The sequence below is a fragment of the Sphingobium sp. B11D3A genome (assembly GCF_025961695.1).
GTDB lineage: Bacteria > Pseudomonadota > Alphaproteobacteria > Sphingomonadales > Sphingomonadaceae > Sphingobium.
This window is the reverse complement of sequence record NZ_JAOQOE010000001.1, coordinates 2844431-2862523: the sequence shown is the minus strand read 5'-3', so window position 1 is coordinate 2862523 and position 18093 is coordinate 2844431. Positions and strand designations below refer to the sequence as shown.

20 protein-coding genes are annotated in these 18093 nt (G+C 66.0%); 11 read left to right on the top strand and 9 right to left on the bottom strand.

Annotation, left to right across the window (positions count from 1 at the left end):
- Nucleotides 1–92: 92 nt before the first annotated feature.
- Nucleotides 93–698: an SOS response-associated peptidase gene (locus tag M2332_RS13360; protein ID WP_264574433.1), complete on the bottom strand. Its 606-nt coding sequence runs from the start codon at nt 696–698 to the stop codon at nt 93–95.
- A gap of 58 nt (nt 699–756) precedes the next feature.
- Nucleotides 757–2115: a hypothetical protein gene (locus M2332_RS13355; protein ID WP_264574432.1), complete on the bottom strand. Its 1359-nt coding sequence runs from the start codon at nt 2113–2115 to the stop codon at nt 757–759.
- Nucleotides 2116–2219: 104 nt separating this feature from the next.
- Here M2332_RS13355 and M2332_RS13350 point away from each other — a divergent pair, with 104 nt between their 5' ends.
- The 3 genes from M2332_RS13350 (at nt 2220) to M2332_RS13340 (ending at nt 4051) form a co-directional block, all read left to right on the top strand.
- A complete protein-coding gene (locus M2332_RS13350) occupies nt 2220–2690 on the top strand; it encodes a cupin domain-containing protein (RefSeq protein ID WP_264574431.1) in 471 nt (156 codons plus the stop codon).
- A gap of 78 nt (nt 2691–2768) precedes the next feature.
- On the top strand, nt 2769–3185 hold the full coding sequence (locus M2332_RS13345; protein ID WP_264574430.1) for a group II truncated hemoglobin: 417 nt from the start codon (nt 2769–2771) through the stop codon (nt 3183–3185).
- Nucleotides 3186–3394: 209 nt separating this feature from the next.
- Nucleotides 3395–4051: a flavin reductase family protein gene (locus tag M2332_RS13340; RefSeq protein ID WP_264574429.1), complete on the top strand. Its 657-nt coding sequence runs from the start codon at nt 3395–3397 to the stop codon at nt 4049–4051.
- A gap of 307 nt (nt 4052–4358) precedes the next feature.
- Here M2332_RS13340 and yihA read toward each other — a convergent pair whose 3' ends face one another.
- From yihA to rpmH, 5 genes are all read right to left on the bottom strand, one after another.
- Nucleotides 4359–5027 carry a ribosome biogenesis GTP-binding protein YihA/YsxC gene (yihA, locus tag M2332_RS13335; protein ID WP_264574428.1) on the bottom strand — a complete coding sequence of 223 codons (669 nt, stop codon included), beginning with the start codon at nt 5025–5027 and terminating at the stop codon, nt 4359–4361.
- Nucleotides 5028–5249: 222 nt separating this feature from the next.
- Nucleotides 5250–7043, bottom strand: coding sequence for a membrane protein insertase YidC (yidC, locus tag M2332_RS13330; protein ID WP_264574427.1), 1794 nt, complete (start codon nt 7041–7043; stop codon nt 5250–5252).
- A 49-nt stretch (nt 7044–7092) separates the two neighbouring features.
- Nucleotides 7093–7305 (bottom strand): membrane protein insertion efficiency factor YidD, encoded by a 213-nt coding sequence (gene yidD / locus M2332_RS13325; protein ID WP_264574426.1) that lies wholly within the window; start codon nt 7303–7305, stop codon nt 7093–7095.
- Nucleotides 7306–7474: 169 nt separating this feature from the next.
- Nucleotides 7475–7915 carry a ribonuclease P protein component gene (gene rnpA, locus M2332_RS13320; protein ID WP_264574971.1) on the bottom strand — a complete coding sequence of 147 codons (441 nt, stop codon included), beginning with the start codon at nt 7913–7915 and terminating at the stop codon, nt 7475–7477.
- A 44-nt stretch (nt 7916–7959) separates the two neighbouring features.
- Entirely contained in the window at nt 7960–8094 is a 135-nt protein-coding gene (gene rpmH / locus M2332_RS13315; RefSeq protein ID WP_014074358.1) for a 50S ribosomal protein L34, read from the bottom strand.
- Between the two features lie 263 nt (nt 8095–8357).
- Here rpmH and ruvA point away from each other — a divergent pair, with 263 nt between their 5' ends.
- From ruvA to pal, 8 genes are all read left to right on the top strand, one after another.
- Nucleotides 8358–8975, top strand: coding sequence for a Holliday junction branch migration protein RuvA (gene ruvA, locus M2332_RS13310; RefSeq protein ID WP_264574970.1), 618 nt, complete (start codon nt 8358–8360; stop codon nt 8973–8975).
- Between the two features lie 34 nt (nt 8976–9009).
- Nucleotides 9010–10029: a Holliday junction branch migration DNA helicase RuvB gene (gene ruvB / locus M2332_RS13305; RefSeq protein ID WP_264572002.1), complete on the top strand. Its 1020-nt coding sequence runs from the start codon at nt 9010–9012 to the stop codon at nt 10027–10029.
- A gap of 116 nt (nt 10030–10145) precedes the next feature.
- Entirely contained in the window at nt 10146–10604 is a 459-nt protein-coding gene (gene ybgC, locus M2332_RS13300) for a tol-pal system-associated acyl-CoA thioesterase (RefSeq protein WP_264574425.1), read from the top strand.
- Nucleotides 10605–10624: 20 nt separating this feature from the next.
- A complete protein-coding gene (gene tolQ / locus M2332_RS13295) occupies nt 10625–11329 on the top strand; it encodes a protein TolQ (protein ID WP_264574424.1) in 705 nt (234 codons plus the stop codon).
- Nucleotides 11329–11799: an ExbD/TolR family protein gene (locus tag M2332_RS13290; protein WP_181558685.1), complete on the top strand. Its 471-nt coding sequence runs from the start codon at nt 11329–11331 to the stop codon at nt 11797–11799. Before tolQ ends, M2332_RS13290 begins: the two co-directional genes overlap by 1 nt.
- A gap of 9 nt (nt 11800–11808) precedes the next feature.
- Nucleotides 11809–12672 carry a TonB C-terminal domain-containing protein gene (locus M2332_RS13285; RefSeq protein ID WP_181558684.1) on the top strand — a complete coding sequence of 288 codons (864 nt, stop codon included), beginning with the start codon at nt 11809–11811 and terminating at the stop codon, nt 12670–12672.
- A 5-nt stretch (nt 12673–12677) separates the two neighbouring features.
- Nucleotides 12678–14021: a Tol-Pal system beta propeller repeat protein TolB gene (gene tolB / locus M2332_RS13280; protein ID WP_264574969.1), complete on the top strand. Its 1344-nt coding sequence runs from the start codon at nt 12678–12680 to the stop codon at nt 14019–14021.
- A gap of 111 nt (nt 14022–14132) precedes the next feature.
- Complete coding sequence (pal, locus tag M2332_RS13275; RefSeq protein ID WP_264574423.1) at nt 14133–14648, top strand: peptidoglycan-associated lipoprotein Pal; 516 nt, start codon at nt 14133–14135, stop codon at nt 14646–14648.
- Nucleotides 14649–14733: 85 nt separating this feature from the next.
- On the opposite strand, the gene M2332_RS13270 is transcribed toward pal, so the two are convergent.
- Together M2332_RS13270 and M2332_RS13265 are read right to left on the bottom strand one after the other, a co-directional pair.
- Nucleotides 14734–15036, bottom strand: a complete 303-nt coding sequence (locus tag M2332_RS13270; RefSeq protein WP_181558682.1) for a hypothetical protein — start codon at nt 15034–15036, stop codon at nt 14734–14736.
- A gap of 29 nt (nt 15037–15065) precedes the next feature.
- Nucleotides 15066–17939, bottom strand: coding sequence for a M16 family metallopeptidase (locus M2332_RS13265; protein ID WP_264574422.1), 2874 nt, complete (start codon nt 17937–17939; stop codon nt 15066–15068).
- Nucleotides 17940–18093: the final 154 nt, after the last annotated feature.

Below are 18093 nucleotides of genomic sequence, written 5' to 3'. Positions count from 1 at the left end.
GTCATTCCCGCGAACGCGGGAATCCAGGGGCGCATGGGCAGTTCCGCTGGCTTCTGGATTCCCGCGTTCGCGGGAATGACGAAGGGGACTGTCTAGCGCGGCCCCGCCTCATCCATCGTCATCGCCTGCGAGGGATAAGGCGCAACCAGCCGCTGCGCCTCTTTCCAGTCCGCGCGCAGCCAGCGGCCATGATCTTCAGCGTGGAGGATCACCGGCATGGTGCGCGGGTTGACCGAGGCGACCAGCCGGTTCGGCTCGCAGGTCAGCAGCGCAAAACTCGCCACCTCGCTGTCCCGCCAGATGCCCGCGAACGCGAAGATCGCCGCATCCGGCAGCGAGAAACGATGCGCGACGCGCTTGCCGGTGCGTGGATTAGGCGCCTGCGACCAGAGCTGAAAGCTGGTAACCGGCACCAGGCAGCGGAACTCCGTATGCCGCAGCGTGCCGACCCAGAACGGACTCTCGACATTGCGCACATGCGCGACCGGCGCGCCGCCCGTCAGAGCCGCGGCCGGCGGCGGCGGCACGCCCCATAGCCGCGGCACCAGCCGGCGCACGCCATCGCGCCCATGCACGATCACCGGCCCATAGCGCCCCGGCGTCATATAGCCTCCCGGCCACGGGTCCTCACCGGCATCCGCATGGAGCGCCGCGCCGATCTGCGCGGCACTGGCATCGAGGCGATAGAGGGACGTCATGGTCGCGCCCCACCCTTCCTGGCGCGGGACCGCGCGGTCAAGCGGGACGACACCCCTTCTACTGTGACGCTGCGACAGAAGCCATTTCGGCAGAGGGCGGTACCGCAGGTATCTCGGGAGCACCCACGGGCTCGACAGATTCGGACGCCGCAGTCGGGCCGAACGAGTCGGGAAAGGACGCGAGGGCGCGCTCTGGCAGATCATAGCGGTCCATCGTCACCGCAGAACAGGCGTAGGTGGCCTGATTGTGCCACTGCGCCGCAGCCATGCGAGCCGCAAGATCGGCGTGGCGCGCGGAGATCACCGTTCGCGCCTGCTCGATGTTGCTTGTCCAGAATATGGCGCTCTGCACCTTCTGGCCAGTCGAAAGGCTTGCGCCCATGACAGGCACGAAATCGCCCGCATAGACAACCGAGCCCGGCGCCACATGTAGACGGGGAGCACCAAAGCAATTGCTGCTGGTGGCAACCGCAGGGCCAGCCACCATGCTGTCCAGCGCATAATCGCCGGCAGTGACTCGGATAAGTTGGACCTCATAGTTCTGCTTCTTGTCCGCGCTGGCGATATTGAGGCGATAGGTGGTGCCATCGCCCGTTTTCTTCCAGTCGCGCGGCTGGTAGACCAGATCCTGCTTTTCTACATCGTAGCGGGCGAGACTGACGCTGGCTGAGCGTCCTGCGCTCGCGACCATCGGACGGCGAAATGCCAGGACGACCAGCCCCTCATTCTCTCCCAGCGCAATAGCCGCCCCTGGATCGATCTTTTTGCCCGCGAACAGGCTGCCAGGCCCGGCAGTCGGCGCGTCCAGGGTTAGTGCCGGATCTTCGACCTGCGTAAAGCTCGTGCGCGTGGTCACCTCGCCTTCAACCGTCTGCGCACCCACGATCCCGCCAAAATAGGCGTCACGCTGTGCATCGCCCATTGCGAGCAGGCTCTCTTGCTGCGACTTGGGCACCTCCACCAACCGCCAGCCGCGAATGAGCAGGCACTGGCGCCGATTGGCCCGCCGCTGCTCGCCTTGCACGATCATGCCGCCGATCAGTCCGCCAAGCCCGCCCCCAATACCCGCAGCAAGTGGAGAAATGACTGCGGGGTTATAATAATACGGGACGGTCCCCGCAGGTGTACGCGATCCGCGTGCGATCAGGCGGCATTCCTGCCAGTCCCGGTCATAGTCCGCCCGGGTTGCGCCGGGCTTGTTGTAGAAGCGCGTGTCCTTAAGGTCGCGAGCAGCGTCCTTGGCGATGTCTTCCGGCCTGTCATCGGGGTCGACAGGCGGCGACTGCGGGACGGGAGGCGGATTGTCGCCGCCGACCGGCACCAGGACCGTCCCCTGCGCCAGCACCGGCTCGGCCGGTAATGCTGCAAGAATTCCGAGCGCCAGACAACGGCGCGCAAAAGCACGATACCCCCTCATGATCCCCCCTAAACTCCTGTTTCAACACGGCGTTATCGCCAATCTGGAATGCGGGCAATCGAGATTTCTTGCCCAGTAATATAATGGTGTCTCATAATGATTTCATGACCGATCCCACCGCCCGCGCCCTTATCGACCGCCTCGCTCTCCAGCCGCATCCGGAAGGCGGATGGTATCGCGAGACCTGGCGGGCTGAGGCCATGCCCGGCGAACGCGCCGGGGCGACGGCGATCTATTTCCTGCTCGAGGCCGGGCAGCGCTCCCATTGGCACAAGGTGGATGCGAGCGAGACCTGGCTCTGGCACGCTGGCCACGCGCTCAGCCTCTCCACCGCGCCGGGCGACGAAGGCCCGGTGACAGCCCTACGCCTCGGCGGCGATGTGCTGGCGGGCGAGATCCCGCAGCATGTCATCGCCCCGCACCACTGGCAGGCCGCCGCGGCCGGCCGAGGCTGGGCGCTTGTCTCGTGCATCGTCACCCCGGGTTTCGACTTTGCCGGTTTCACGCTCGCGTCCCCCGGCTGGGCACCAGGTTGCGCACCAGGTTGCGCACCAGGCGATCCCTCCGCGGCTTGATCCAGCGCAAGGCGACGCGGCGCCGGCCCTGACATGCAAGCCTCATGATGAGGAGCCCTGCGCCATGAGCCACGCCGAATGACCCAATCGACCACCGCCGAAGCATCCCCACCCGACCCCGCGCCGCTGCCCTATGACGAGATCGGCGGCACGCCGGCCGTGCGCGCGCTGGTCGAGCGCTTCTATGATCTCATGGAGCAGGACCCGCGCTTTGCCGAATTGCGGGCGATTCACGAGCCCGATCTCGCGCCGATGCGGGAATCGCTGACCGGGTTCCTCACCGCCTGGCTCGGCGGCCCACGCGACTGGTTCACGCAAAAGCCCGGCGCCTGCATCATGTCCGCGCATCGCCAGATCGGCTTTGGCGATGTGGAAACCCGGCAATGGACGCAAGCGATGGCGCAGGCGCTGATCGACACCGGCGTAGAGGAAGCGCTGGCCGAGAAAATGAACGCCGCCTTCGCCCGCATGGGTCGGGCGATGCAGCGCGATTAGACCGGTTGGCTTAGGGCCGTCCTGCATCGTTGCCGCTATCGGCCCGCCTCGCAAAACCGCGTGGCGGGCGAAATGTCGTGAATGCGGCCTCCAATCACACCCCGCGAAAATATCTTAGACGGAAGCGCAGACACGCCTTATAGGCCTAGCGAGTCAGAAACCGGAAATAATTCCGGCATAGTGAAGCTTGCCAAGGGACCTGCGCCATCATGAGAGAATTTCACTCCTATCGCCCGGCCGAGGGCCATCGTCTCAAGCACCAGCCGGCCAACGCGATCGTCGCGCCCCGCCCGATCGGCTGGATCAGCACGGTCAGCGCCGAGGGGGTCGCGAATCTCGCTCCGTTCAGCCTGTTCAACATCGCCAGCTACCGCCCGCTGATCATCGGCTTCTCCTCGGGTGGGGAGAAAGACAGCGTCCGCAATGCGCGAGAAACCGGTGAATTCGTTTGGAACTTGGTTGGCCGCGATGTCACCGACGTGATGATCCTGACCGGGGACGAGGTGGGGCCCGAGGTCGACGAGTTCGAGATGGCGGGGATCGAGAAGATCGCCTCGATCGATGTCGCGCCGCCCCGCGTGGCGGCGAGTCCCGCCCAGTTCGAATGCAAGGTGACCGAGATCATCCACCTTAAGGATCTGGATGGCGTCCCCAGCGACTTCCGGGTGGTGTTCGGCCAGGTCGTGCATGTGCACATCAATCAGGACTGCATCCTCGACGGCATCTATCAGACCACCCATGCCGTGCCGGTGTCGCGCGGGGGCGGCCCGGCCGATTATTATGAGACGCGTGCCGATGCCCTGGTCCAAAAATGGCGGCGCGGTCCGGTTACGCCCGTCGACCGCAAGCGAGAGTTTTCCAAGTGATCTGACGGCTCGAAATGTCTGACCCGCCCCCCCGAGTCTCGACGCGGACGATATAAGCGACGACATTTGAAGCGGCTGCCAGAGGTGAAACGGGGGATTCTCGGCTTTGACCGTCAGCGGCCAGGTCTTTTGGATTTGCAGGGCGATAGGCTGGTATTGGGCTGAGAGCTGCCTGCACTATCGCCTGCAATGCTCGAAGGCGCTCGGCGCGATGGAGACGCCCGACATAAGCCATGTTGCGGCAGGAGGGGGCCAATAGCGCGAACGGCATCCCTGAGATGCCGCGCCCAGCCCCCGCCGCCAGCCCTCAGTCGAGTGCCTCAATCACCGCCGCGCGCAACTCCGGCAGGCCCATGCCCTTCTCGCTCGATGTCGGGATGATCTGCGGATGGGCCGCCGGGCGCTTGCGTACTTCTGCCGCGGTTTGCTCGGTGACGACAGCGAGGTCGGTCGCCTTCACCTTGTCGGCCTTGGTCAGCACCATACGGTAGCTCACCGCTGCTTCATCCAGCATGTCGAGCAGCGTGCGGTCGACATCCTTGAGGCCGTGGCGGGCATCGACCAGCACCAGCGCGCGCTTGAGGACGGCACGCCCGCGCAGGAAATCGTTCACGAGGAAGCGCCACTGCTTCACCACATCCTTGGGCGCCTTGGCATAGCCATAGCCGGGCATATCCACGAGACGGAAGCGCAGCGGCTCGCCCACGTCGAAGAAATTGAGCTCCTGCGTGCGCCCCGGCGTGTTGGATGTGCGCGCAAGGCCATTGCGGTTGGTCAGCGCATTGATGAGCGAGGACTTGCCGACATTGGAACGCCCGGCAAAGGCGACCTCCGGCACATCCGCTGGCGGCAGGAAGTTCAGCCCCGGCGCGGATTTGAGGAAGCTGATCGGCCCGGAAAAGATCCGGCGGGCCTCCTCGATGCGGGCGGCGGTGTCCTGATCGCTCTGGGCTTGATCTGTGTCGGTCTGGTTCATGCCATCCCCCTAGCGCCAGACGCGGCGCCCGTCACCTGAAAGGGCAAGGAGCGGGAAAGCGGGGTGCGGTCGATCCCGAAGATCAGCGGGACCCCGGGTCAAGCCCGGGGTGACGAAGTTGGAATGAGATCATCCCTGGAAGCGCAAGTGGGATAGGGCGCTTGCTCCCCACCGTCACCCCGGGCTTGACCCGGGGTCCCGCTGCTCGATCTTCCCCTCGCCTCAACCCTTCGCCGTATCCGCTGCCGGCTGCCCCAGCACGGGATGCTGGCGATACAGCCACCATTGCTGCGCGATGGTGAGGATGTTGGATGTGCACCAGTAGATCAGCAGGCCGGCCGCGAACGGCGCCATGATGAACATCATCATCCAGGGCATCAGCGAGAAGATCTGCTTCTGCACATCGTCCATCGGCGCCGGGTTCAGCTTGAACTGCAGCCACATGGTGATGCCGAGGATCACCGCCAGCACGCCGATGCCGAGGAACGAGGGCGGCGTGAACGGCAGCAGGCCGAACAGGTTGAGGATGTGCGCCGGATCGGGCGCGGACAGATCCTTGATCCACAGGTAGAAGGGCTGGTGGCGCATATCCACCGTCAGCATCAGCACCTTGTAGAGCGCGAAGAAGATGGGGATCTGCAGGAAGATCGGCAGACAGCCCGCGAGCGGATTGACCTTCTCCGTCTTGTACAGCGCCATGATCTCCTGCTGCATCTTGGGCTTGTCGTTCTTGTAGCGCTCCTGCAGCGCCTTCATCTTCGGCTGGATGGCGCGCATCGCCGCCATGCTGGCGAACTGCCGCTGGGCGACCGGGAACATCAGGCCACGCACGATGAAGGTGAGGCAGATGATCGCCACGCCGAAATTGCCGATGTGGCGGAACAGCCAGTCGAGCAGATAGAAGATCGGCTTCTCGAACCAGCGGAACCAGCCCCAGTCGATCGCGCGGTCGAACAGTGCGATGCCCTGCTGGTCCATATAGCGGTCAAGCACCGGGGTTTCCTTGGCGCCCACGAACAGCCGGCTCGTCGTGCTGAGCGAGGTGCCGGGCTGGACGACGGCGGGCGCGTAGGTCAGGTCGGCCTGATAGCGATTCTTTTCTTTGGCGCACTCTGCCTGATTACGTTCGCTGCATAGGAAGCGCGCATCCACAGGAAGCGATTGCGCTGGAATCAGGGCAGCGTGCCAGTACAGGTCTGTAAACCCGATCCATCCTCCAGTGGTGCTGAATGCATTAACCCCAGCAACCGTCTTGGTCCCAAAAATCTGGGCGAAGAATCCTGGCGCCTCGCCATCAAGATTCTGGAAACCGATGTCGTAATTGGCCGATCCGTTGAACACACCTACGGGGCCGGTGTGGATCGTCCAGGTCGACTTGTCCTTGCCATGACCAAGGCGCGAGAGCAGGCCATAGTTGCGGACGGCGATGGCATTGCCGCCCGCATTCTCAACCGTCTGCGCGACGGTGAGCAGATAATCCTCGTCGATCGACAGGCGGATGAGGAAGGTCTGCCCCGCGCCATTGCTCCAGCGCAGCGTCACCGGAGTCTGCGGGGTCAGCTTGGTGCCGTCCGCCGTCCACACTGTGTTGGCATCCGGCACGCGCACGCCTTCGCCGCTCCAGCCGAAGCTCGCGAAATAGGCATCGGCCGTGCCGCTCGGCGCGAGCAGGCGGACCGGCGGCGATTTTTCATCCACCGTCTGGCGATGCGTCGGCAGCACGACATCGTCGATGCGCGCGCCGCGCAGATTGATGGAGCCGCGCAGCTTGGGCGTCTCGATGGCGACGCGCTGGCTTTCGCCCAGCACGGCCTCGATCGGGCGAATCGCCTGCGCGCCTTCGGCCAGCGGCCCGCCGCGCACATTGGGCGCTGCGCCCTGCTGCTTCGCCTGCTGCTCGGCTCGCTCGATCGGCTGGGCCGATGGCGGGAAGAAATAATTGCTGATGACCGGCCAGCCAAAGAGAATAGCAATGGTCAGCACCACGGCGAGAAGGATGTTGCGCTTGTCGTCCACGTCTCTTTGGCTTCCGTCTCTTTGTCAGCTCATGTCAGGGGATTCGGCGTCAGGGCACCGGATCATGGCCGCAGCCGCCCCATGGGTGGCAGCGCAATAGCCGCTTCAACGCCAGCCAGCCACCCCTTATCGCCCCATATTTCCGCAGGGCCTCGATGGCATATTGGGAGCAGCTCGGCGAATAGCGGCAGGAGGGCGGCAGAATCCGGCTCGGTCCGATCTGCCAGCAGCGCGCCACGAGGATGAGAAGGCGCGCGATCATGGGGCGGAGTGGTCGAGTATGCGGCGACGCCATGGTCTTCCAGACTCGACCACCGTGCTCCTGCGAAGGCAGGAGCCCAAGGCCCAACCGACTGCCCTTGCCGCCCTGGGCTCCTGCCTTCGCAGGAGCACGGATGGTGCGGGGCCAGAGCGACAATCCCTCATCGACATCATGCGGGCGGCTCATTGCGCGGCGCAGGGTCATTGTGAGGCGCCGGGGGCGTCACCCTCTTGCTCCCACTGGAGCCGCGACCACCCCGACCCCGTCCACCTTCGCGCGGCGGGGCACCCTTGCCGCTGGCGACGCGCCGCAGCGCTTTCTCAAGCTCGGCGGCCAGCAAGGCATAATCGCGCTCGACCCCGCCCTCGCGGCCGATCAGCACATGATCGGCGCCGGCAATGGCGTGCGCAGGCAGGATCTCGCGCGCAAGCGCACGAAAACGGCGCTTCATCCGGTTCCGGATGACAGCGCCGCCGATTTTCTTGGTGACGGTAATGCCGAGGCGGGCCGTAGGATCGCCATCGCCCCGATCGCGCACCAGCAGTACGAAGCCTGGCATGGGTGCGCGCTGGCCGCGATTGGCGGCCAGATAGTCGGCGCGGCGGGTCATGCGACCCACGACGCGCCGCAGCGCGCCGTCCGCGCCGGGCTCGATCAGGCGGTCAGCTTCTTGCGGCCGCGGGCGCGGCGCGCGTTCAGCAGCTTGCGGCCGGCTGCCGTCGCCATGCGCAGGCGGAAACCGTGGCGGCGCTTGCGAACAAGGTTGCTCGGCTGAAAGGTGCGCTTCATCGTTCATTCCTCAAAATCGAATCAGGTTCTGCAGACTCGACAAAAATGGCCGCCTCGCCCCGATCCGGGAGGAGCGGCCGTCTGTCCGAAGGCGCGCGGATAGGCAAAGCGGGCTTATTTGTCAATCAGCGGGACGGAAAAGGACGCCGCGCTGCGCTGCTCTCTTAGGCGGGCCGCGCGGCTACCTGCAAGGGAATGAATAGCCACGCGCGCCTCATTCAGAAACGGTGGAAACGAAGCGGGAACATCGCTACACCCGCCTCATGATCGCGCATTTGAAAGGCCTGCTCGTCTCCACCGGACTGGATAGTGCCGTCATCGATGTCGGTGGCGTGGGCTATCTCGTCGGCATGTCCTCGCGCAGCCTGTCCGCGCTGGGCAGCGTGGGCGGAGCCGTCACCGTGCATACCGAGATGCTGGTGGGCGAGGAGTTCATCCGGCTGGTCGGCTTCGCGAGCGAGGCGGAGCGCGACTGGTTCCGCCTCCTCACCGGCGTGCAAGGTGTTGGCGCCCGCGTGGCGCTGGCCATTCTCTCCGCGCTGGAGCCGAGCGACCTGCACCGCGCCATTGCCGCGCAGGACAAGGCGATGGTCGCCCGCGCCAATGGCGTCGGCCCCAAGCTCGCCGAACGGATCGTGCGCGAACTGAAAGACAAGGTGGGCGCCATCGCCACCGGGTCCTTCTCTATCGGGCTGGATGCGAGCGGCGCGGCGATCCCGGCCGCGACGGGCGTGCAGGCCGATGCGCTCTCCGCCCTCGCCTCGCTGGGCTTCAAGCCGGGCGAAGCGAGCATCGCCGTCAGCGCCGCGCTGGACGAGCTGGGCGACAGCGCCTCACTGGATGCTCTGGTCCGCCTCGCGCTGCGAAAGGCTGCCAAGTGACGGGCCGGCCAACGCGCGCTAGGGTGCCGGGCTGATGGCAAGCTCCCCCCTCCTCACCGCCGGCCGCACGCCTGAAGATATGGATGCCGCGCTGCGCCCCAAGACGCTGGACGATTTCGTCGGGCAGAAGGGCGCGCGCGAGAATCTGCGGATCTTCATCAATGCCGCCCGCGCACGCGGCGAAGCGCTCGATCATGTGCTGTTCTTCGGCCCGCCGGGCCTGGGCAAGACGACGCTGGCGCAGATCGTCGCGCGTGAGATGGGCGTGGGGTTCCGTGCCACGTCCGGTCCGGTCATCGCCAAGGCGGGCGATCTCGCCGCGCTGCTTACCAATCTCGATGAAGGCGACGTGCTGTTTATCGACGAGATTCACCGGCTCAATCCGGCGGTGGAGGAAATTCTCTACCCGGCGATGGAGGACCGCGCGCTCGACATCATGATCGGGGAAGGCCCCTCTGCCCGCTCGGTGCGGATCGATCTGCCCTCTTTCACGCTGGTCGGCGCGACGACGCGGCAGGGCATGCTGGCCACGCCGCTGCGCGACCGGTTCGGCATCCCCGTGCGGCTCAACTTCTATACCGTCGATGAGCTGGAGCATGTCATCACCCGCGCCGCGCGGCTGCTCGACCTGCCGATCGCCCCCGATGGCGCGAGCGAAATCGCCCGCCGCGCCCGTGGTACGCCGCGCATTGCCGGACGGCTGCTACGGCGGGTCCGTGATTTCGCTCACGCCGCCGGCCATGATGTCGTCGATGCCGCCGCCGCCGATGCCGCACTGACCCGGCTGGAGGTCGACCAGCTCGGCCTCGACCTGATGGATCGCCGCTACCTGCGGATGATCGCCGACATATATAAAGGCGGCCCGGTCGGTGCCGAGACGCTGGCCGCTGGCCTCTCCGAACCGCGCGACACCATCGAGGATGTCATCGAGCCCTATCTGCTCCAGCTGGGGATCATCGCGCGAACCGCCCGTGGCCGCATCCTGAATGCGCCGGGCTGGAAGCATCTCGGCCTCAATCCGCCAGAGGGCAGCCAGGACGGTTTGTTCGACTGAGGCGACGAGCGGCAAGCGATCCTCCCCGGTCCCATGCGATAGAACGAAGATCTGCTGCGTTCTGACGCTTGAAAAGGCTTCCCGCCGCGAGTCGCGTCGGTTAGGACTGGTCGCCCATGCCTTCGCAAAGCGCCCTTCATCCCGCTTCGGGACAGTTTGAGAACGGAGAACATCGCTTCCCCGTGCGCGTCTATTTCGAGGACACAGACCTTTCCGGCGTCGTCTACCACGCCAATTATCTGCGCTATATGGAGCGCGCCCGCTCGGATATGCTGCGCCAGCTCGGCATCGATCAGCGCGCGGCGCAGGAAGCCGGCGAGGGCGTGTATGCGGTGACGGACATCGCGCTGCGCTACCGCGCGCCGGCCCGTCTGGACGATGATCTCACCGTGCGCAGCCAGCTGACGCAACTCGGCGCGGCGCGCTGCGTTATAACCCAGTCGGTCTGGCGCGAGGACACGGAACTGACCCGAGGCAGCGTCACCGTGGCCTTCCTCGACAGCACCGGTCGCCCGCGCCGTCAGCCGGCTGACTGGATCGATCGCTTCAGCCGGCTCGCGCCGATTCCTTCCTGACCGGAGAAACACCCCCGCCCATGACTCTCACCCTCATGCTTGCTGCCGCAGCGCCGGACAACGCGCTCACTTTGTCGCCGGTGGACATGTTCCTCCAGGCGGATCTCGTCGTGAAGGCGGTGATGGTCGGCCTGCTGCTGGCCAGCGTCTGGACCTGGGGCATCATTTTCAGCTTCGCCGGAAGGCTCCGGCGGATGCGCAAGGGATGCGACGAGTTCGAGCGCGCCTTCTGGCAGGCCAAGGACATGGACGCCTTCGCCAAGGAGCGCGGCCGCGAAGACCTGCCGAGCGCGCAGGTGCTCAATGCCGGCATCGCCGAATGGCGCCGCTCCACCGCCCAGCGCGGCATGAACCCGGATGGCACGCGCGATCGGCTCGCCACGGCCATGGGTTCTGCTCTTGCCGGCACCATCGACAAGATTTCGGACCGGCTGAACATTCTTGCCACTGTCGGCTCGGTGGCGCCGTTCGTCGGCCTGTTCGGCACGGTGTGGGGCATCATGCGCGCGTTCATCGCCATTGCCGGCGAGCAGAACACCAGCCTCGCGGTCGTGGCGCCGGGCATTGCCGAGGCCTTGTTCGCGACCGCCATCGGCCTGTTCGCAGCCATTCCGGCGGTGATCGGCTACAATCGCCTCAGCCACGGAGTGAACCGGCTGGAGACGCGAGTTCAGCGCTTCTCGGACGGGCTCTACACCACCTTCAGCCGCGAGCTTGAATCCTGATGGGCATGAACCTGCCTTCCAACCGGCGGGGCGGGCGACGCGCGCCCATGGCGGACATCAACGTCACGCCGCTGGTCGACGTGATGCTGGTGCTGCTCATCATCTTCATGGTGACCGCCCCATTGCTGGTGACCGGTGTGCCCGTGCGCCTGCCGGAGAGCCGCGCGAGCGCGCTGGATCAGGACAAGAAGCCCGCCATCGTCTCGGTCGATCCGGAGGGCGCGGTCTTCATCAATGACGATCCGGTGAGCGACGATGCCCTGCCGGACCGGCTCAATGCCTTGCGCGCTGGCCTGGGCCCGGACGAACAGGTGTTCCTGCGCGCCGACGCCGCGCTCGATTATGGCCGCGTCATGCGCGTGATGGGCGAGCTCAATCGCGCCGGGCTGGACCGGGTGGCGCTCGTCACCACCGGGATCGGCATGGGCGGATCGGATCCGTCCACCGTGCGTTCAGTGACGGGCGAATAAGGGCGGGGAATGGACCAGCGCGAGCGTCTAGGACTGGGAATTTCCACGGCGGGCCATGTGCTTCTGCTCGGCGCGCTGTCGCTCGGCCTGTTCCAGAAGAGCGCCGATTTGAAACCGCCGTCGACGATCGACGTGACCTTTGCGGATGCTGTCGCGCTCGAAAGCCTCACCCGCGAGCATGCGCCGGACGTGCCGCAAACCGCCACCGCGCCGGAAATCGGCGAGGTCGAGCCCGATGCTGCGCCGCCGCCGCCCGCCGCCGCGGCGCCCACGCCGCCGGCACAGCCCGAACCGGTTGCACCGCCACCCCCGCCCCGCGCGCAGGCACCGACGCCCAAGCCGGCTCCCCCACCGCCGCCCGCGCCCAAGCCGCGCGAACAGCGGGCGAGCACGCGCGAGACGCCGGCCGCCAAGCCCGCGCCCTCCCGCCCCGCGCGTGAGGAGGCGCCGCGTCAGCGCGCCTCGCGACTGGGTGACGATTTCCTCAAGGGCATCGACGCCGAGACGGCCTCCAGCCGCGCGACGCCCAACACCAGCGGCTCCAACGCCAAGCTCAGCCCGGTCGCGGCCCGTGCGCTCAATGCGGAGATCACCCGCCAGATCAAGCCGCACTGGCGCCCACCCTCGGGCGCCGATGCCGAAAAGCTGGTGACGCTGCTCAGTGTCCACCTGACACCGGACGGGCGCATCGATGGCCGGGTCGAGGTCGTCGGGCAGGAGGGCGTGACGGCCAGCAATCGCGCCCAGGCCGATCTCCATGCCGAGCGGGCCGTGCAGGCCGTGATGCGCGCCGCACCGTTCAAGAATCTGCCCGCCGAATTTTATGAACAGTGGAAGTGGCTCCGGCCGCTCCGCATCTATGCGAGTCTGTGACCATGATGATGCTCAGCCTTCGACGCAAAACCCTGCGCGGTGCCAGCGCCCTGCTGGCCCTGCTCATCGCGATGCCCGCCACGGCGCAGCTCAGCGTGGACGTCACCAATCCGGTCGAGAGCGATCTGCGGATCGCCGTTCCGGCTATGCCGACCCAGCAAAATGTCGAAACGCCGGCTGGCTCCACCCGGTCGCTTGGCCAGCGTATCGCCGAGGTGATCGCCAACGATCTGCGCGGCTCCGGGCTGTTCACGCCGCTCGGCCCCAATGGCGTGCAGGCACCCTCCATGGCGGAAGTCACCAGCCCCGTCTTCGCGCGCTGGTCCGCGATGAATGCCGAGGCGCTGGTGCAGGGCTTCGTCCGCTCGGCGGGCGGCGATTCGCAGATCACGGTCGGCTGCTATCTCTATGACGTGTCGCTCGGCACCGAGCTCGCCCGACAGGGCTATGTCGTCGCGCCCCGCGACTGGCGCCGCGCCGCCCACCGCTGCGCCGACCTTGTCTATTCGCGCCTGACTGGCGAGAGCCCGTTCTTCGATAGCCGCATCGCCTACATCGCCGAGACCGGCCCCAAGGACAATCGCGTCAAGCGCCTCGCCATCATGGATAGCGACGGCGCCAACCATCGCTTCATCACCAACGGCCAGAGCCTGGCACTCACCCCGCGCTGGTCGCCGGATTATCGCTCCATTGCCTATGTGAGCTATGTCGGCCGCAATGTGCGCATCTACATTTATGATGTCGATCAGGGCCGCCAACGCGTACTGCTGGAAGGCAGCGGCGCCATCTTCGCCCCGCGCTGGTCACCAGACGGCCGCACGCTGCTCTATTCGATGGCGAGCGGCGCCAACACGGACATCTACAAGATTCCCGTCGCCGGTGGTCGCCCGACACGGCTGACCAACACGCCGGGCATCAATGTCGGCGGCTCCTTCTCGCCGGACGGCACGCGCGTCGTGTTCGAGAGCGATCGCTCGGGCGGGCAGCAGATTTATGTGATGAATGCGGATGGCTCGGGCCAGCGCCGCATCAGCTTCGGCGGTGGTCGTTACGCCACGCCCGAGTGGAGCCCGCGCGGCGACCTCATCGCCTTCACCAAAATCGCCGGCAACTTCCGGGTCGGTGTGATGGATGTGAACGGCAGCAACGAGCGTCTGCTCACCAATGGCTGGCAGGATGAAGCGCCGACCTGGTCGCCCAATGGCCGTGTGCTGCAATTCTTCCGCACCGCAGCCGGTCGCTCCGGTAATTCCTCCATCTGGCAGGTCGATCTGACCGGCGTGAACGAGCGCAAGATCGTAACGCCGGTGGACGGCTCGGACCCTGCTTGGGGGCCGCTGCTTCAGTAACGGGGAACCAATAATTCATCTTTGTTTTCATATCTTCAGGTTGACTTGTCGGCAAAACGCCCCAACCATACGACGAACCGGTTTGTGTTCAGGACAGTAGGAGAAGCCCCCATGCGTACCACACCCCTGTTGCTGCTGGTTTCCAGTGCCGCGCTCGCCCTTTCGGCCTGTGCCAAGAAGGCGCCGGAGACTCTTCCCCCCGCACCGGCTGACACGGCACCGCCGCCGGCCGCGACACCCACGCCCACGCCGAGCGGCCCGACCCCGGGCAGCCAGGCAGACTTCGTCGCCAGCGTCTCCTCGGACCGCATCTTCTTCAATACGGATGAGAGCGACATCGACGATGAGGATCGCAACGTGCTGCGCAGCCAGGCCGAGTGGCTGATGCGCTACCCGCAGAAGCGCGTGACCGTCGAAGGCCATGCCGACGAACGCGGCACCCGCGAATACAACCTCGCGCTCGGTGAGCGTCGCGCCAATGCCGCCAAGAACTATCTGGCGTCGCTCGGCATCGATGCCGGTCGCATCAACACGATCAGCTACGGCAAGGAGCGCCCGGTCGCACTCGGCTCGGATGAAGCCAGCTGGGCCCAGAACCGTCGCGCAGTCACCGTTACGGTCGACTGACACGCGCCACAGCGCCAAAAAGAAAGGGCAGCCTTCCAAGCGGGAGGCTGCCCTTTTCTATGATCTGCTGCTGGCGGACGGGCCATCAGCCGCGGCGCGTACCCGTCATCGCCATGGTGCCGAAAGCGCCGGCATCGATGGTGCCGCTGATCTTGCCGTCGGTCACGATTGCCTCGCAGGTGAGCGTCATCGGCATGGGCATGGTCATCTCCATGGTCCAGGTCAGCCGGTTGCCATCCACCTTGCCGTTCTTCACATCGAGCGAGCCGAGCGGCCCCGCATTGGTGCCGTTGAACGTGTCTCCATCCGTCACGACGGTGAACACGCTCGCCTGATCCCCCATCGGGGTCTTGGTGGTGCAATCATAAGCGCCGTCTACTTTGGCCATTTCATCTCTCCTTCCGGAATGAACGTTATTCAGCGAGCGGGGGCCGCATCGGGGGTGATCTCCGTGACGGGCAACCCCAGCGGCTTGAGCTGGTCCGCAATCTGGCTCTTGTCGCCAACCACCACCCAGCTCAGCTGTGCGGGATCGATCAGCTGCTTCGCCGCCGCGTCGAGCTGGGCCGGAGTGAGCGCCTGATAGCGCGCCCGCAGCGTCTCGACGTAATTGAACGGCCGGCCGAACAGGGCGTCAGCCTGCATCTGCCCGAGCACGGCGCCCGTCGTCTCGAACTGACCCGGCAGCCCGGCGATCTCGCCATTGACCACGCGCGCGAATTCCTGCGGCGTCACCCCCTTCGGCCCCAGGAAGCTGACGATCTGATCCCGCATCGCCGCGATGGCCGGGCCGGTCTTGTCCGCCTGCACCGGTGCGCTGACCAGATAGGGGCTGCGCTCCAGCCGCCGGCTGAGCGCACCGCGCACGCCATAGGACCAACCCTTGGCCTCCCGAATGTCCGCGTTCAGCCGCGAGAGAAAGTCATCGCCCAGCACGGTGTTCGCCATGTTGAACGCGACCAGGTCATCGCGCCCGGTCGCCTTGGTGACGACCCCGCCCAGAATGACGGACTGCGGCGACTGCGGCCGGTCGATCAGGTAGATGCCCGGCTTGGGCGTCGGCACCGCCACCGAGAAATCCTTGACCGGCGAGGCCATGCGGTTCTGCGGCCAATTGCCGAAGCGCGCCTCCAGCAGGGGCTTGATCTCGGCCATGGTGATGTCCCCGGCGACGAAGATCTCTGCCTTGCTGGGGACGATCCAGCCGCCATGGTAATGCACGAGGTCGTCGCGCGTGATCGCCTTCACCGTGGTCTCCTCACCCCGCGCGCTGACCACGCCATAAGGATGCTGCGGGCCATAGAGCAGCGGCGAGATTGCCCGGTTGGCAAGGCCGCTGGGCTGCGTCTTTTCCGCCGCGATGCCGGCAAGCTGGATGGTCCGCAGCCGCTCGATCTCGCTCGGCGCGAAGGCGGGGTTGCGGATCACATCCTGCAGCAGGTCGAGCGAAGGCGCCAGATTGGGCTTGAGCGCGAACAGGGAGATGGACGTGCGGTCCATGCTCTGCCCGGTCGAGATGCTGGCGCCGAGCCGCTCCTGCTCCTCGGCGATCTGGATGGTCGAGCGGCTGGTGGTGCCGGCCTCCAGCAGGTCGAGCATCAGCGTGCCCAGCCCCATCCGGTCCCGCCGGTCACTGGCAAGCCCAGCGTCGAAATTGACCGCGATGCTGACCGTCGGCACGGTCGAGCGGGTCGCGACGTGCAGCTTGATGCCATTGCCAAGCGTCGCCGTCTCCACAGCGGGGAAATCGAGGTCCGGATTTTGCGTCACGTCCGGAATCGCCAGCGTCGGCTTGGGCGCCGCGACGTCCGCCGGCGCATTCTCGCCCGGCGCGGCGACGGTGGCGTCCGCATAGGCCTCCCGCTCACCGGGCTCGACCGTCAGCGCAAACACCGGGCGGGTGAGCCAGCGCTGCATCGCCGCCGTCACGGCCGTGGGCGTCGCGGCGGCGATGGCCGCCAGGTCCTTCTTGTACTGGGCAGGATCGTCCGAATATAACAGTCCCTCAGCCAAGGTGGACGCCTTGCCGCTGAATCCGCCGACCACTTCAAGCGCGGCAATCTCGCCGGCCACCTGCCGGGTGGCCACGCGGGTGACTTCGTCGGCTGTTGGGCCAGTCTTGATGAAATCGCCCATAATCTCATCGAGCCGGCGGGAGACCAGCGCCGGATCGGTGCCGGGCTTCACATCCGCCGTCGCCATGAAGAAACCGAGCTGCTCGAACTGCTGCACGCCCGCGGTCACGCTCACCGCGATCTGCTCGTCTCGGACGAGGATATTGTCCAGCCGCGAGCTGGCGAGACCGCCGAGCACCGCGCCACCCACGGAGAGCAAAGGCGCATCCTTGTCATTGCGACCCGGCGTCACCCACATGCGATAAATGCGCGTGGTCGCCACGCGGTCCTTCATCACCTTGTCGACCCGCGCGGGCAGCGTCGGGATCGGCGCGGCAACCGGCTTGACCGCCGGCCCCGCCGCGATGCCGCCGAAATATTTCTCGACCTTCGCCTTGGCCGTGACGGCGTCGATATCGCCGGCCAGCACAAGGATCGCGTTGTTCGGCCCGTAATGATCGCGGAACCAGCCCTTCACATCCTCCAGCGAGGCGGAGTCCAAATCCGCCATCGAGCCGATGGTCGAGTGGCCATAGGGATGGCCCTTGGGCAGCAGCGTCTCAAGCTGCACATATTCCACCAGGCCATAGGGCTGATTGTCACCCTGCCGCTTCTCGTTCTGCACCACGGCGCGCTGGGCGTCGAGCTTGCCTTGCGTCACCGCGCCGAGCAGGCGGCCCATGCGATCCGCCTCCATGAACAGCGCGCGATCGAGCGTGCCCGTCGGCACCGTCTCGACATAATTGGTGCGGTCGAACCACGTCGATCCATTGGTCGGGGTGGAGCCGGCCGAGACCAAAGGCTCATCGAAATTGGGCACATTCTCCGACCCGCCGAACATCAGATGTTCGAAGAGATGCGCAAAGCCGGTCTTGCCTTCCGGCTCATGCTTGGAGCCGATGCGGTAATAGACGGTCACGCCGACGACCGGCGCCTTGCGATCGGTATGCACGATCACGCGCAGGCCATTGGGCAGCGTGAACGTCTCGTAGGGAATGTCGACTCGCTTGATGAGATCGGCGAGCGGCGCGGGCTTGACGGCTGCGCTGGCCGTCGCGGTGGCTGCTGGACGGGGGGCGGGCTGCGCTTGCGACCAGGCCGGCACGGATGCCGTAAGGGCAAGGCTGCAAACGCCCAGATACATGAGGGCAGTCGAACGACGAACAGTCAGACGCATAGAATCTCCGACGAATATCAACAGGTCGCCACCCGTAGCAGCGACGGCCTGAACCATGGCCGGACCATAGCGGCAGGCGGCGGCCAAGCCTAGCGCCGGATCGAACCGGCCCCGGATTGAGGACCCGCCAGCGAGCTTGAGCGTTGATCATATC

What these genes read in the sequence shown, in the direction of transcription:
- M2332_RS13360 (WP_264574433.1), bottom strand. Translation starts at nt 698, where the DNA reads ATGACGTCCCTCTATCGCCTCGATGCCAGTGCCGCGCAGATCGGCGCG.
- M2332_RS13355 (WP_264574432.1), bottom strand. Translation starts at nt 2,115, where the DNA reads ATGAGGGGGTATCGTGCTTTTGCGCGCCGTTGTCTGGCGCTCGGAATT.
- M2332_RS13350 (WP_264574431.1), top strand. Translation starts at nt 2,220, where the DNA reads ATGACCGATCCCACCGCCCGCGCCCTTATCGACCGCCTCGCTCTCCAG.
- M2332_RS13345 (WP_264574430.1), top strand. Translation starts at nt 2,769, where the DNA reads ATGACCCAATCGACCACCGCCGAAGCATCCCCACCCGACCCCGCGCCG.
- M2332_RS13340 (WP_264574429.1), top strand. Translation starts at nt 3,395, where the DNA reads ATGAGAGAATTTCACTCCTATCGCCCGGCCGAGGGCCATCGTCTCAAG.
- yihA (WP_264574428.1), bottom strand. Translation starts at nt 5,027, where the DNA reads ATGAACCAGACCGACACAGATCAAGCCCAGAGCGATCAGGACACCGCC.
- yidD (WP_264574426.1), bottom strand. Translation starts at nt 7,305, where the DNA reads ATGATCGCGCGCCTTCTCATCCTCGTGGCGCGCTGCTGGCAGATCGGA.
- rnpA (WP_264574971.1), bottom strand. Translation starts at nt 7,915, where the DNA reads ATGACCCGCCGCGCCGACTATCTGGCCGCCAATCGCGGCCAGCGCGCA.
- rpmH (WP_014074358.1), bottom strand. Translation starts at nt 8,094, where the DNA reads ATGAAGCGCACCTTTCAGCCGAGCAACCTTGTTCGCAAGCGCCGCCAC.
- ruvA (WP_264574970.1), top strand. Translation starts at nt 8,358, where the DNA reads ATGATCGCGCATTTGAAAGGCCTGCTCGTCTCCACCGGACTGGATAGT.
- ruvB (WP_264572002.1), top strand. Translation starts at nt 9,010, where the DNA reads ATGGCAAGCTCCCCCCTCCTCACCGCCGGCCGCACGCCTGAAGATATG.
- ybgC (WP_264574425.1), top strand. Translation starts at nt 10,146, where the DNA reads ATGCCTTCGCAAAGCGCCCTTCATCCCGCTTCGGGACAGTTTGAGAAC.
- tolQ (WP_264574424.1), top strand. Translation starts at nt 10,625, where the DNA reads ATGACTCTCACCCTCATGCTTGCTGCCGCAGCGCCGGACAACGCGCTC.
- M2332_RS13290 (WP_181558685.1), top strand. Translation starts at nt 11,329, where the DNA reads ATGGGCATGAACCTGCCTTCCAACCGGCGGGGCGGGCGACGCGCGCCC.
- M2332_RS13285 (WP_181558684.1), top strand. Translation starts at nt 11,809, where the DNA reads ATGGACCAGCGCGAGCGTCTAGGACTGGGAATTTCCACGGCGGGCCAT.
- tolB (WP_264574969.1), top strand. Translation starts at nt 12,678, where the DNA reads ATGATGCTCAGCCTTCGACGCAAAACCCTGCGCGGTGCCAGCGCCCTG.
- pal (WP_264574423.1), top strand. Translation starts at nt 14,133, where the DNA reads ATGCGTACCACACCCCTGTTGCTGCTGGTTTCCAGTGCCGCGCTCGCC.
- M2332_RS13270 (WP_181558682.1), bottom strand. Translation starts at nt 15,036, where the DNA reads ATGGCCAAAGTAGACGGCGCTTATGATTGCACCACCAAGACCCCGATG.
- M2332_RS13265 (WP_264574422.1), bottom strand. Translation starts at nt 17,939, where the DNA reads ATGCGTCTGACTGTTCGTCGTTCGACTGCCCTCATGTATCTGGGCGTT.